This is a genomic window from Ignatzschineria sp. 22MB058224 (genome assembly GCF_058188435.1).
In genome coordinates, this window is record NZ_CP187366.1 from 1,085,860 (window position 1) to 1,099,589 (window position 13,730).

Below are 13,730 nucleotides of genomic sequence, written 5' to 3' on the forward strand. Positions count from 1 at the left end.
CTATTTTTTAATATATTACTTTGAGATAATTATGGTTTCTAAACGATCTTTACAATCATGGCTCACCTATTTAGAAGCCATTCATCCGCTTTCAATGGATTTCAAACTCGCTCGTATTATTTCGGTATACGAGCGTTTAAATTTATCTCCGATCGCTCCACTCGTCATTACTGTTGCGGGAACAAATGGTAAAGGATCTACATCAACGACGATCGCTAATCTTTTTCATGCTCAAGGAAATAAAGTTGGACTCTTCACTTCTCCTCATCTTTATCAATTCAATGAACGTATTCGCATAAATTTAAAAGAAGTAACAGATGAGCAATTGATTAATGCATTTGAGACAATTGAAAATGCCCGTGGTGATGTAACGCTTACCTATTTTGAATTTGCAACGCTTGCAGCATTTATCCTCTTTAAATCCGAAAAAGTTGATGTTGCTATATTAGAAGTTGGATTAGGCGGAAGGCTGGATGCAACAAATATTATTGATGCAGACATTGCCGTGATCACTCCCATTGGCCTCGACCATACAGCGCTTCTAGGTCATACAATCGAAGAAATTGCTGGTGAAAAAGCGGGAATTATTAAGAAACAATCACAAGTTGTCCTCGCTGAAAAAGCGCCAAGTCACGTTCTGATCGAAAAAGCACTCTCTAAAAATGCACCGGTCTATATTAATGGACATCATTTTCGCTATACATTAATAGAAAATGGTGATTTTTTATATCAATTTGGCGATCAACAAGAAATCACTCTTCCTAAACCAAACCTTTTAGGTCTTCATCAATACCAAAATGCTGCAACAGCGATTACAACACTTTATCTCGCTGGTATCAATGTAGATGAAAACAAGATCGCAGATGGTTTAAAATCTGTTCAATTAGATGGCCGCTTTCAAGGTCTTACCCGCATAGATTCACCAAATGTCTACCTTGATGTCACTCACAATGCGCAAGGTGCTAACGTGCTAAAATCACTTATCGCAGAGATTCAAAAAGAGAAGCCTAATGCTAAAATTATCGCACTCTTAGGAATGTTAAAAGATAAGGATGCTTCAGCTCTTACAGATGTTTTAAGTCAAAGTTTTGATCGATGGATTATAGCCCCTATCATTGATGATGAACGTGGACAGTCAGCAGAATCACTAGCAAAAACAATTGCTCCTCGATTAGCAAAACCATTAATAAAAGCTTCATCGATTGAAGAGGGTTGTCAACTTGCCTTAGAATCCGCCAATACTCATGATATTATTATCATATTTGGATCATTTCATATGATGGCGAATAGCCTCAACTGGTTTAAAGAGAATCAATATGTCTAAAACAACAAAATCAACATTACAGCGTGCAATCGGTGCAATTTTTATCTTAGCTCTCATTGCACTTATTGCTATTTTATTATTACAACCTTCAGATAGAAGCGGTGAAATTATATCGACTTCCCCCACATCTAATTCCCCTATAAAAACACCTACAACACCTAGTAATGGATCTCCCGTATTAGTACTTGAAAGTAGCGCAGCTAGCGGAACAGTAACCATCCCGAATGATGGTTCAATGCCCACAGGTAAAGACATTGAGATTATTAGCGAATCTTTATGGCAAAATATTGAACAAGAGCAACCAAAGAGCACTGCACCAATTGTCGCAGCGAATGATCAACCGTCAATCTCTAAAGCAGCAACAAAACCTACGGAGCCTAAAGTACCGGTTGCCGCACAAAAACCTCAAGCAACACCTAAAACAGATACAACAGCTACAACAACAAAACCAGCCGTAGCGCCACCAAAACTTGAACTTATTGCTGATAGCCAACAAAATACAGTAAAAAAACCTACTACCACATCCCCTAAGCCTATAAAAAACACGACGAAACCAACCACAGCTTCAGGAAATTGGTTTGTTCAAGTAGGGGCTTTTGGTAATGCTGAAAATGCACAAAAATTAGTAAATCAGTATAAAAAACAAGGATATAACGTTAGAATTCAACGCGAAAACAATCTTAATCGCGTACAAATTGGCCCTTTTGCAACTAAAAAAGAAGCAGAAAAGGTCCAATCTAAAACAAAAGGTGGATCCCTCAATCCTGTGGTGATCCATTTACCGTAGTCATTATTGATATTACTTAGGAACTTTATCGTGGATATTTCTACAATTATTGATGCTGTCATTATCGCAATCGTTGCTATTTCTGCCATCGTTGCATTCTTTAGAGGATTTATCTCAGAAGCGCTCTCTTTAGCAGTATGGATTCTCGCATTTATGGGAGCTGTTTTCTACTATCAAGACGTTGCTGTGTTCTTACCAAAAGTATTTGGTAATAGCGTCAGTATTCTTAATAGCGACACCTCAATTTTTGGTGATTTGATTAGTTTTGCAATCACCTTTATTGGTCTTTTAATTATTCTCGGCTTAGCAAACTTGTTAATTACTTTTATTTTACGCCGAATGAATATTTCATGGCCTGACCGTCTACTTGGTGCAATATTTGGCTTACTACGAGGAATGTTTATCGTTGCGATTATCTCGCTATTTGTCATTGAATCGCCGTTAAAAAGCACCCCATATTGGGAAAATGCTAAAATGAGTGGTATCGCAACATCGTGGGCAAAAACTCTTTCTGGTTTTATCCCTAAAGAATTCATCGAGAAAATTAACACCTCTGTAAACGACACAAAAAATAACCTCATAAGCCAATAATATTTCAATTACGTTAAATAAAAAAGAGGGAGTTATGACTCCCTCTTTTACAAAATATGTAGAAAAGGAACACAATCTATGGCACAAAATGTATCGCATGAAGAGATCGAAAAATTTAATACACAAGAGTGGTGGGACCTCAACGGCCCATTGAAAACTCTTCACGATATTAATCCTACACGTTTTGAGTTTATCGAAAATTATGTCGATTTAACAAGTAAAAAAGCACTCGATATCGGCTGTGGTGGCGGTATTATTTCTGAAGGGCTAGCACAAAGACATGCATATGTGACAGCTATTGATATGGCGCCTAATGCAATTGAAGCAGCAAAACAACATGCTCAAATCTCACAACTAGAAATTAATTACCAAGTCACTACCGTTGAAGAATTTGCCGAAAAACATCAAGGCCAATTTGATGTAATTACTTGTCTTGAAATGCTCGAACATGTTCCTTCTCCAAGTTCTATTATCCGTGCGGCAAGCTTACTATTAAAACCTAATGGGCACATCTTTTTCTCTACAATTAATCGTACATTCAAGGCAAAAAGTCTTGCTGTTTTTGCCGCGGAAAATGTGTTACGCGTTGTCCCCAAAGGTACTCATGACTTCAACAAATTCATTACACCTCTCGAACTTTATGAAATGTGTGAATCAAATGATCTAGATGTCAAAAAAATTCAAGGAATGAGCTATAATCCTTTCAATCGCGTGGCGGGACTGACCGATGATGTTAGTATGAATTATCTCGTCTATGCACAAAAAAAATCAAATAAGTAAGGATTGATCAATGCAAAAACCTTTAGATCGCAAAGTTATTTTAGTTACTGGCGCGAGTGGTGCGATTGGAAAAGAATCTGCACTTCGTTTAGCAGATTTAGGCGCAACAATTATATTAATGGGACGCAAAGAAGCAAAGCTTAATCCTATCTACGATATTATCGTAAATCGTGGCGGCGCTGAACCTGCTATTGTTGAAATGGATTTTTTAAAAGTTGAGGATTTGGATTACTACAATCTTGCCCAAAATCTCGGAGCTGAATTTGGCCGTTTAGATGGGATTATTCATGGTGCAATCAATCTTGGTTATTTAACGCCATTAGCCCATACTAGTCCTGAAAAATGGCATCATGGACTACAAATTACCTTAAATGCACCCTACTTTTTAACTCACGCAATGCTGCCGTTACTCAACCAATCGGATCGCGCTTCTGTTATCTTCTTCACTCACGATGAGGTTGCTAATGGAGATAAAGCGTATTGGGGAAGTTATGCCGTTGCTAAATCAGGCTTGTCGACATTAATGAAAATTTTTGCACTTGAAAATGAATCAGAGGGTAAAATAGCATTTAATGCGATTGATCCTGTCTGTATTAACTCTTCTCTGCGTATGAGTGTTATGCCAGAGGGAGCGGAAAATCCAAAAGATTTACGGAAAGTGATTGATCTTGTCTGGAAATTGAATAACCCAGATGAACCATTTGTGACAGGGAAAATTTTATCTCTGGACGAATAACCTTTTATTCACTCTATTTTATAAATAGTAGGAGGAGAAAATGACTCAATCTTACTCACTCAAAAAAGCGGCAACGACACTTCTTGCCGCTTTTACGTTTTCAACTTTTGTACTTGCACAAGCAGACACGCTTCCAAGAATAGAAAGCTACGGAAATACCCATGAAACAACTCTTAGTAATGGCTTAAAAGTTGTTGTGCGTGAAGATCATCGATCTCCCGTTGTCACCTCGATGGTATGGTATAAAGTTGGTTCTGTTGATGAACCACGTGGACTCGGTGGAATCTCTCATATGCTTGAACATATGATGTTTAAAGGAACAGATACACTTGGTCCAAATGAGCATTCAACAATTATCGCAAATCTTGGCGGACGCGATAATGCCTTTACTTCCACTGATTATACTGGTTACTTTGAAAATATACCGGCGTGGGAATTAGATACCGCACTAAAACTTGAAGCTGATCGCATGCAGAATCTTGAACTACGGGAAGAAGATTTTGCATCAGAGCGCTTAGTGGTTGCTGAGGAGCGCCGCCAACGCACAGACAGCAATCCACAAGCAAAACTCTATGAAGCATTTAATGCCACAATGTTCACAACTAGCGCATATCGTAACCCGATTATCGGTTGGATGCCTGAAATTAAATCATGGACGTTAACAGATCTTCAAGAATGGTATAAGCAATTTTACGCACCTAACAACGCGACTGTCGTGATTGTCGGGGATGTTGATCCTATTAAAGCTATTGAGTTAACTGATAAATATTTCGGTAAAATTCCAAGTAGTGATTTAATTTTGCGCCCTCATAATTTTGAAGTTGCTCAAGAAGGCGAAAAACGCGTTAACCTTGATGTACCTGCCAATCTTCCACTTCTTTTCATGGGATATAAAGTACCATCAATTAATGAAATAACCGATGATGAAATGGAGCCTGCGACACTTCTGCTAACCTCCCTTATTCTTGATGGCACTAATTCATCACGCCTTGAAAAAGAGCTTGTGAGAGACCAACAAATTGCACTTCAGGCCGGTAATTATTACGATTATGGCTCTCGTTATGTTACGCCATTTACCTTTATCGGCGTGCCAACAGAAGGAACATCACTTGAAAACTTGGAGACTGCTTTTAAGAAAGAGATTTCTCGACTTCAAACTGAACCTGTTTCGCAAGAAGAGATCGATCGTATTATTGGTCTTTATGAAGCAAGCAATATCTATGCAAAAGACTCAGTATATGCTCAAGCAATGTTAATCGGCCAGGCAGAAGCTTCTGGAGAAGGCTGGCAAAATGCTGAAAAACGTGTTGAAGCATTGAAAAAAGTAACACCAGAGATGATTCAAAAGGTAGCGAATAAATACTTCCAAGATAATCAGCTAACAGTGGCAACACTTCATCCGGCAAATAAGGAAGCATCTGCCCAGCCAGCCGTAATTAGTTATACGCCGGCACAAGAGAATGAAAACAACATTAAGAGTATTCCTGCCACAGCGATTGAAGATATTGCCGTAGAGATGACTAGTGAGCCTTCTAAACAAACGACTAACTCGTTAGAAACAACATCTAACTCTCTAGAATCTGCTATCGATGCGGTAACAGAACCTGTTACGGATGCAATTCAAGCCGCAAAAGATTTAACAACCGAACCGACTAATACTGAAAAAGGAGAATAGAGATGCGTAAAATAATCACAACTCTTCTCACCACCTTGGCATTCAGCATTACCGCTACTGCTAATGCGCAAATTTCAAAAGTTCAGACATGGGACACAGATGAAGGTGCGACTGTCTATCTTTTAGAAGCAAAGGAGATCCCGATTGTGGATCTTATTGTTGCTGTTGATGCTGGCAGTGCTCGTGAAGGCGATAAGCATGGTTTAGCAAGCATAACCGCGAATATGATGACAAAAGGAAGCGGCGATCTTAACGAAGAATCTTTTTTGATTGAGCTCGATAATCTCCAAAGTAGCATCAGTGTCGGTAGCTCTATGCTTTACACGGAGTTTTCGCTTAAATCACTCTCAGATAAGACACACTTAGATCCATCATTAAATCTCTTTTATAAAGTTATCGAGAATCCACAATTTGATGAGACAATTTTTAAACGTGAAATTGCACAACGAATCGATAGTGAAAAAGGTCTCCTCGACAATCCTTCCGCTTTAGCAAGTGAGCTCTATTTCTCAACACTTTACCCTAATGGACTTTTAGGGACGACTTCAGAGATGTTACAGCAATCCTTAAAAGGATTAACACTTGATGATCTGAAATCATTCCGTGACACTCACTACAATGCACAAGATGCAAAAATTGTCTTTGTTGGCGATATCTCTAAAGAAGATGCTGAAGCTATTGCGACCAAAATCAGCGCGCTCTTAGGAAAAGGAGAATCTTTACCAAAGATTACCGATCAAACAACAAGTGTGGTAAAAACCGAGAAAGAGAAATATTTTAATAGTCCACAAAGCCAAGTGATTCTTGGACAAGCGGGCATTGATCGCTTCGATGACGATTACTTGCCTTTAATCGTTGGTAATCACCTATTAGGTGGCAGTGGTCTTACATCCATGCTAATGACGACAATCCGAGAAAAAGATGGATTAACCTACGGCATATATAGTTACTTTATGCCAACGATGATTGCAGGTCCTTTCACGATCCGCTTCTCTACCAAAAATGAGAGTGTTGATGAAGCTATTGATAAAACTAAAGCACTTGTCGCTGAGTTTATTGATAAAGGTCCTGAAACGGATGCGTTGCAACGTGCAAAAAATAATTTCCTAGGATCATTAGTGCTTGATCTTGATAGTAATGCAAAACTTGCCAATGCTATTTTAGGATTATCATCCTATAATCTTCCACTCAATTACTACGAAACATTATCAGAGAAAGTTGAGGCTATTACTCCAAAACAGATTCAAGATGCCTTTAAACGCCATGTCAACCCTGATAATTTCAATACCATCATCGTTGGTGGCTACGTAGAACAAACTGAAGCAGATAATTAGCGGCAAATCATTGATATTAAATATTCATTTATGTGAATATTATTTTAGGGAGCTATCCCAAACTATCCACATATCTTGTGGATAACTGTTGGGATAGCTCTTTTACATCTCATCTAAACACCATAAAATCGACTCTTTGCCAGCATGCTTAAAAATAGATCAGCATCTTTTTTAATCGTCCTCGACCTCAAAGATAAAGCTGCTAAAGAATATTGCAAATAGAGCTTTTCAAGAGATCTTCATTTGCTTCGGGAAAGATGTCAAAAAGTGTTCTTCTCATGAGTATATTTGCCTTTTTAGCTTTGAAAATGAGATGATAACGATACTTTTTCTTACAATAGCGATGTTATGAATCACGAAGACATAAACCAGTTTTTCTCAGAGAATGGACCATTAAACGAGACTATTGATGGTTATCAACCTCGTGAAGAACAGATTAAAATGGCCGATGCTATTGCAACAGCCATTGATAAACATGAGACACTGATTGTTGAAGCTGGTACAGGAACAGGTAAAACCTTTGCTTACCTTGTTCCTGCGCTTTTATCTAAGAAAAAAACACTTGTGTCAACCGGTACTAAACATCTTCAAGATCAACTTTATGAGAAGGATCTCCCCCTTTTAAAAGGCTTACTCAAATTTCCTGTAACAACAGCGCTTCTCAAAGGACGGGCAAACTATATCTGCCTTTATCGTACCAAAACGTTACGTGCACGCGGTCGTTTTGAAAATAAACGTCAAGTAGAACAGTTTTTTAGAATTGAACGATTTGCCCAACAAGATAGCATTGGCGATGTTACACAACTCTCAGGAATTACTGAAACAGAACTATGGCCACAAGTCACCTCCACAACTGAAAACTGCCTTCACAATGAATGTCCCGATTTTGAAGAATGCTTTGTTTTTAAAGCTCGCAAAAAGGCGATGGAATCTGATGTTGTCATTATCAACCATCATCTTTTATGCGCTGATCTTGCATTAAAACAAGATGGTTTTGGCGAAATTCTCCCAGAAGCAGAAATTATTATTATTGATGAAGCACATCAGCTCGCCGAAACGGCTGGCCTCTTTTTTAGTACACAACTCTCCACCAAACAATTCCACGATTGGATTGATGATCTTAATAAAGCCATCGCCGTTGAAGCCGCTGATTTTAGTGGCCACGATACTGCGGCAGATGCGCTTTTTTCTGCACTCTCAAACTTACGAAAAGCATTACCACAAAATAATCAGCGCTATGCTCTATCTGAGTTTGAAAGCAATCCGATTATTCAGAATCTCTTTGAAGAAGTGTATGAGATTGCAAAAACACTTTTAACCATCGTAGATCCCTTAAAAGTACGAGCCCAAGTCTTTACAAAGCTTGTGGAGCGTTTAGAAGAATTAGTGATGACTTGGAAAATACTTCTTTTAGGAGACAAAACATCTAATTCAACAAATGCTATTAATTGGCTCGAAACGTACACTTTTAATATTACTTTTCACTCAACACCGCTCGATATCTCTGAACAATTTCGTAAAAATAGTGGTGCGCTCAATGCTAGCTGGATTTTTACCTCGGCAACTTTAGCGGTAAAAGATGATTTTAGTTATTTCTGCCGCCCTCTTGGACTTTCTAATAAACACACACTAAAACTCGATAGCCCCTTTGATTATCCTCGGACTTCATTGCTCTATCACCCCGATCATTTGCCGTTACCGAGTAACCCTCGATTTCTACCAGAAATGATAGATGCCGTTCTACCCATTATCAATACAGCAAAAGGACGGACATTCATCCTCTTTACAAGTTACCGTGCGCTTAATGAGGCGAAGGAGCTTCTCAAAAATAAGACCGACTATCCACTTTTTGTGCAAGGCGATCTTCCTAAAATGGCCTTAATAGAAGCTTTTAAGGAATCGGGTAATGGAATTCTACTCGGGACAATGAGCTTTTGGGAAGGTGTTGATGTTAAAGGGAAGGCGTTATCTTGTGTCATTATCGAGAAATTTCCATTTTCCTCTCCCGGTGATCCTATTGAGCAAGCCAAAATGGATCTTATTCGTGAGCAAGGATATGATCCTTTCAATACCTATCAGTTACCAAAAGCTATTATCGCCCTCAAACAAGGTGTTGGTCGCCTAATCCGTGACCATGATGATTATGGTGTTTTGGTAATTGCCGATCCCCGTCTTTCTAAAAGTCGATATGGACAACGTTTTCTCGAAAGTCTGCCACCGATGACAAAAACACTCAAACCAGAGCGAATTTCACGTTTTTTTGACTATATGGAAAATAAACGACAAACTAGCGAATAATTATTTTTTTAGAGAGTTCTCTATTATGACTATCACAATTTTAGGCATTATTTTAATCATTGCTGCATACCTTATTGGCTCGCTCTCATCGGCGATTATTCTCTGTAAAATTGCAGGGTTACCAGATCCGCGTACTGAAGGTTCAGGGAATCCTGGCGCCACAAATGTAATGCGAATCGGTGGGAAAAAACTCGCAGCCTTAACGTTACTTGGTGATCTTTTAAAAGGGTTAATCCCTGTCATCATTGCTTCAATCTGTCATCAATCTGCACTGATAATTGCCCTTGTTGCTATTGCTGCATTTTTAGGACATCTCTATCCGCTTTTCTTCGGTTTTAAAGGAGGAAAAGGCGTTGCAACAGCGTTTGGAGCCGTTTTAGGACTTAATCTTTGGGTCGCACTTTGTGCCTTTGGAGTTTGGTTAATTGTCTTTTTTACTACTAAAATCTCCTCACTCTCAGCACTTATTGCTGCTATCTCTGTGCCGATATTTCTCTTTTTCTTCCATGCACCATTACCAATTGTTTTAGCGGTTGTCTTTATGGATCTCTTCCTTATCTACCGCCACAAAGCGAATATTATCCGTCTATTAAATGGGGAGGAAGGAAAACTCAAATCGAAAAAATCATCTTAGAATGATGAGAAAAGAGGATATTTCTTTAAAATAAGCTATAATTCTCTCCTCGACATCATCATGAGCGCATCGATGAGCGCTATTTATTCACTTGCTGAATAGATGGATGGTGATTTAACCCAATAAAATCATAGAGATCTCAAGGATAACTTTGAGATCTTTTTATTCTTTTAATTGTAGAGATACAATTTTCCAATTCGCCTTTTCTTTTGTTGTCTCGCTATAATTCAACTAGGGAATCGGCTATAATATACCCTATTTACACCCCCTTATTAAGGACATCATGAAAGAACGTTTACAAAAAGTTTTAGCGAACCTAGGATTAGGTTCACGCCGAGAAATTGAAGGCTGGATTAGCGAAGGTCGCATTAGAGTCAATGGAGAAGTCGCTGAGCTAGGTTGCCAAATTGATGGGACAGAAACAGTTCAGCTTGATGGCCGTAAAATTATAATTGAACAAGATGATCAAGAACGCCGTGTTTTAATCTACTATAAACCAGAAGGCGAAATCACTACCCGTCATGACCCTGAGGGACGTACAACCATATTCGATAGTCTTCCCCGTATCAATAATGGGCGTTGGATTAGTGTCGGTCGTTTAGATATCAATACACAAGGTTTGCTACTTGTCACTAATGATGGCGAATTAGCGCACCGTTTGATGCACCCTTCTCATGAATTAGAGCGTGAATATGCAGTTCGCGTAATCGGTGATTTTACAGATGAAATGGCTGATAACATGCGTAATGGGATCGAATTTGAAGATGGTGTTTCAAAATTTGAAGAGATTCTGTGGTCTGGCGGTACCGGTGCAAACTTTTGGTATCACGTGACTGTGAAAGGTGGTAAAAACCGTGAAGTTCGCCGTTTATGGGAATCCCAAGGGTTAATGGTCTCCCGTCTTATTCGTATTCGTTATGGTAATGTTGAATTACCAAAAGGACTTCGTGAAGGTCAGTTTATCGATATCGACCCTGATGTTTTAAAAGAACTCGTGGAATCCGTCGGTTTAGAACATCAACACGTGACCTTAGATGAAAAAACGGAACGTCAAAGAACAAAACCTCGCAGAGTAAGCAACAACCAACGCGATCGCCGTCAATCTGTACGCACTAATGGACAAGATAGTCGTCGTTCTTTTGGTCGTGATGATCGAAACAACGATCGCCGCGCTTCCGATAATCGTAGCGAGGGCCGTCCATTTGAGCGTAGCCGTAGCTTTGACCGTGATCGTAACAATAATCGATCAAATGATAGCGGTCGCTCATTCAATCGTGATGATCGAAACAATGATCGCCGTGCTTCTGATAATCGTAGCGAAGGCCGTCCATTTGAGCGTAGTCGTAGCTTCGACCGTGATCGTAACAATAATCGCTCTAATGATAGCGGACGCTCATTCAATCGTGATGATCGAAACAACGATCGCAGTACTTCCGATAATCGTAGCGAAGGCCGCCCATTTGAGCGTAGTCGTAGCTTCGACCGTGACCGTAACAATAATCGCTCTAATGATAGCGGACGCTCATTCAATCGTGATGAGCGAAACAACAACCGCCGTTCTTCCAATAATCGTAGCGAAGGGCGTTCTTTCAGCAGCGATAGCCGCCGCAATGACCGCGATTCAAGAAGATAAGTTTTTATCAACACTTAATAGAGGTCTTTTGTATTTATACAAAAGATCTCTATTTTGTTTAATCTTCAGCTGTATCTAGACCCTTTGAATGAATCTACTGTTTTATTCATATTTGAATACTGAACATATCGAGAGGAAAAAATTTTATGGCAACACCTTTAGCACTAAAAATCACCAATCTAAAAAAACAGTATCGTAATGGAAAAATCGCACTCAAGGGAATTAATTTAGAGGTTCAAGAAGGAGACTTCTTTGCTCTTCTCGGTCCTAATGGTGCAGGTAAATCAACGACTATTGGAATTATTACAGATCTTGTTGAGCCATCCTCTGGTGAGGTTGAAGTTTTTGGGATCAATACAAAAGCAAACAAGAATCTTGCTAAATCGATGATCGGGCTCGTTCCTCAAGAGTTTAATTTTAATCCATTCGAGCCGGTTGAAGAGATTGTTATTAATCAGGCTGGTTACTTGGGAATCCCTCGAAAAGAAGCCAAAAAACGCACAGCTGAACTTCTTGCACTGTTAGATCTAACCGATAAAGCAAAAGTGATGGCTCGCGAATTATCGGGTGGGATGAAGCGACGCTTAATGATCGCTCGTGCGCTTGTGCATAATCCTAAATTATTAATTCTCGATGAACCAACTGCCGGTGTGGATATTGAAATTCGTCGCCAAACCTGGGAATTAATGCAACGTGTGAATAAAGCAGGAACAACAATTATTCTTACAACACACTACTTAGAAGAGGCTGAGCAGATGTGTAAAAATATCGCTATTATCAATCATGGTGAAATCGTTCAGAGAAGTTCTATGAGTGCCCTGCTTCGTGAACTTCAATCAGAATCCTTTATTCTTGATCTCAGTGATGCCATCACAGAGCTACCTGAAATTGAAGGAGTAACTTTAAAGAGTATTGATCCATTGACTATTGAAGCTGAAATTATCAAACCTTATACCATTAATGATCTATTTAATGGCCTCAATACTAAAAATATTAAAATCGATACAATGCGTAATAAAGCGAATCGTTTAGAAGAACTTTTCTTGCGCATTACAAATAACAAGAATACGGAAGAAGGAGCAAATAATGCGTAATCGTTCATACTGGATTGCCTTTTACACGATTCTCACAAAAGAGATTTACCGTTTTATTCGAATTTGGCCACAAACGTTACTTCCACCGCTTATTACAACAGTACTCTACTTTTTGATTTTTGGAAAAGTCGTAGGAGATCGCGTGGGAGCTATGGATGGCGTTTCTTATGCCCACTTTATTGCACCGGGATTAATTATGATGACGGTCATCAGCAATAGTTATTCTAATGTTGTTTCCTCTTTCTTTAGTGCAAAATACTCTCACCATATTGAAGAGATGTTAGTTGCTCCTGTCCCCAATTTGGTAATTATTGCCGGTTATGTAATGGGAGGTGTTGCTCGAGGACTTGCAGTAGGTGGAATCGTGACAATCATTGCGCTTTTCTTTATCGAAATGAGCATTGACAACATTGCACTTATGATTCTTATTTTCTTCTTAACATCGTTAGTTTTCTCACTTGCAGGATTGATTAACGCGATTTTTGCACGAAGCTTTGATGATATCTCTATAATTCCAACCTTTATTTTGACACCTCTAACCTATCTCGGTGGCGTTTTCTATTCAGTATCATTACTTCCTGGATTTTGGCAAACTCTCTCCTACTTTAATCCTGTTCTCTATATGGTCAGTGCATTTCGTTATAGTATTTTAGGCGTTTCCGATATCAATATTTGGACGGCAATTATTCTTCTATTAGCATTCTTTATCGGACTCTTTAGCTTAGCGTACTACCTCTTGAGCAAAGGGACAGGTCTTAAATCATAATTAGAAAAAATTCATGAATGAAGTTCGAAAATTTCCTTAAAAAGCAGTATGATAGGATCTCATAATCTATTTTAAAAT

12 protein-coding genes are annotated in these 13,730 nt (G+C 38.9%); all 12 read left to right on the top strand.

Translation table 11 applies throughout. From position 1 onward, the window contains the following. The first annotated feature begins 31 nt into the window (after positions 1 to 31). The 12 genes from folC to ACPF7B_RS04745 all read left to right on the top strand — a co-directional run bounded on the left by folC (position 32) and on the right by ACPF7B_RS04745 (position 13,652). The gene (gene folC / locus ACPF7B_RS04690) at positions 32 to 1,324 is read left to right on the top strand and encodes a bifunctional tetrahydrofolate synthase/dihydrofolate synthase (RefSeq protein ID WP_490506464.1); all 1,293 of its coding nucleotides are present in this window, start codon (positions 32 to 34) and stop codon (positions 1,322 to 1,324) included. Beyond that, positions 1,317 to 2,111 (top strand): SPOR domain-containing protein, encoded by a 795-nt coding sequence (locus ACPF7B_RS04695; protein ID WP_490506465.1) that lies wholly within the window; start codon positions 1,317 to 1,319, stop codon positions 2,109 to 2,111. The genes folC and ACPF7B_RS04695 overlap by 8 nt, the downstream gene beginning before the upstream one ends. Positions 2,112 to 2,141: 30 nt before the next feature. Then, the gene (locus tag ACPF7B_RS04700; protein WP_490506466.1) at positions 2,142 to 2,702 is read left to right on the top strand and encodes a CvpA family protein; all 561 of its coding nucleotides are present in this window, start codon (positions 2,142 to 2,144) and stop codon (positions 2,700 to 2,702) included. Between the two features lie 78 nt (positions 2,703 to 2,780). Next, on the top strand, positions 2,781 to 3,482 hold the full coding sequence (gene ubiG, locus ACPF7B_RS04705) for a bifunctional 2-polyprenyl-6-hydroxyphenol methylase/3-demethylubiquinol 3-O-methyltransferase UbiG (RefSeq protein ID WP_490506467.1): 702 nt from the start codon (positions 2,781 to 2,783) through the stop codon (positions 3,480 to 3,482). A gap of 10 nt (positions 3,483 to 3,492) precedes the next feature. Next, a complete protein-coding gene (locus ACPF7B_RS04710; RefSeq protein WP_490506468.1) occupies positions 3,493 to 4,218 on the top strand; it encodes an SDR family NAD(P)-dependent oxidoreductase in 726 nt (241 codons plus the stop codon). 40 nt (positions 4,219 to 4,258) lie between these two features. Next, positions 4,259 to 5,893 (top strand): M16 family metallopeptidase, encoded by a 1,635-nt coding sequence (locus ACPF7B_RS04715; protein ID WP_490506469.1) that lies wholly within the window; start codon positions 4,259 to 4,261, stop codon positions 5,891 to 5,893. A 2-nt stretch (positions 5,894 to 5,895) separates the two neighbouring features. Then, positions 5,896 to 7,227 (top strand): M16 family metallopeptidase, encoded by a 1,332-nt coding sequence (locus ACPF7B_RS04720; protein ID WP_490506470.1) that lies wholly within the window; start codon positions 5,896 to 5,898, stop codon positions 7,225 to 7,227. A 348-nt stretch (positions 7,228 to 7,575) separates the two neighbouring features. Then, positions 7,576 to 9,525 (top strand): DNA repair helicase YoaA, encoded by a 1,950-nt coding sequence (gene yoaA / locus ACPF7B_RS04725; protein ID WP_490506471.1) that lies wholly within the window; start codon positions 7,576 to 7,578, stop codon positions 9,523 to 9,525. A 25-nt stretch (positions 9,526 to 9,550) separates the two neighbouring features. Beyond that, positions 9,551 to 10,159: a glycerol-3-phosphate 1-O-acyltransferase PlsY gene (plsY, locus tag ACPF7B_RS04730; RefSeq protein ID WP_490504680.1), complete on the top strand. Its 609-nt coding sequence runs from the start codon at positions 9,551 to 9,553 to the stop codon at positions 10,157 to 10,159. 283 nt (positions 10,160 to 10,442) lie between these two features. Then, positions 10,443 to 11,792, top strand: coding sequence for a 23S rRNA pseudouridine(2605) synthase RluB (gene rluB, locus ACPF7B_RS04735; protein ID WP_490504682.1), 1,350 nt, complete (start codon positions 10,443 to 10,445; stop codon positions 11,790 to 11,792). A 146-nt stretch (positions 11,793 to 11,938) separates the two neighbouring features. After that, positions 11,939 to 12,886 (top strand): ABC transporter ATP-binding protein, encoded by a 948-nt coding sequence (locus ACPF7B_RS04740; RefSeq protein ID WP_490504683.1) that lies wholly within the window; start codon positions 11,939 to 11,941, stop codon positions 12,884 to 12,886. After that, positions 12,879 to 13,652: an ABC transporter permease gene (locus ACPF7B_RS04745; protein ID WP_490504684.1), complete on the top strand. Its 774-nt coding sequence runs from the start codon at positions 12,879 to 12,881 to the stop codon at positions 13,650 to 13,652. The genes ACPF7B_RS04740 and ACPF7B_RS04745 overlap by 8 nt, the downstream gene beginning before the upstream one ends. The last annotated feature ends 78 nt before the right edge of the window (positions 13,653 to 13,730 follow it).

Excerpts from the sequence above, each read along its gene's own strand:
- ACPF7B_RS04720 (WP_490506470.1), top strand. The coding sequence starts at position 5,896 with ATGCGTAAAATAATCACAACTCTTCTCACCACCTTGGCATTCAGCATT.
- ubiG (WP_490506467.1), top strand. The coding sequence starts at position 2,781 with ATGGCACAAAATGTATCGCATGAAGAGATCGAAAAATTTAATACACAA.
- ACPF7B_RS04740 (WP_490504683.1), top strand. The coding sequence starts at position 11,939 with ATGGCAACACCTTTAGCACTAAAAATCACCAATCTAAAAAAACAGTAT.
- rluB (WP_490504682.1), top strand. The coding sequence starts at position 10,443 with ATGAAAGAACGTTTACAAAAAGTTTTAGCGAACCTAGGATTAGGTTCA.
- plsY (WP_490504680.1), top strand. The coding sequence starts at position 9,551 with ATGACTATCACAATTTTAGGCATTATTTTAATCATTGCTGCATACCTT.
- ACPF7B_RS04745 (WP_490504684.1), top strand. The coding sequence starts at position 12,879 with ATGCGTAATCGTTCATACTGGATTGCCTTTTACACGATTCTCACAAAA.
- yoaA (WP_490506471.1), top strand. The coding sequence starts at position 7,576 with ATGAATCACGAAGACATAAACCAGTTTTTCTCAGAGAATGGACCATTA.
- ACPF7B_RS04715 (WP_490506469.1), top strand. The coding sequence starts at position 4,259 with ATGACTCAATCTTACTCACTCAAAAAAGCGGCAACGACACTTCTTGCC.
- ACPF7B_RS04710 (WP_490506468.1), top strand. The coding sequence starts at position 3,493 with ATGCAAAAACCTTTAGATCGCAAAGTTATTTTAGTTACTGGCGCGAGT.
- folC (WP_490506464.1), top strand. The coding sequence starts at position 32 with ATGGTTTCTAAACGATCTTTACAATCATGGCTCACCTATTTAGAAGCC.
- ACPF7B_RS04695 (WP_490506465.1), top strand. The coding sequence starts at position 1,317 with ATGTCTAAAACAACAAAATCAACATTACAGCGTGCAATCGGTGCAATT.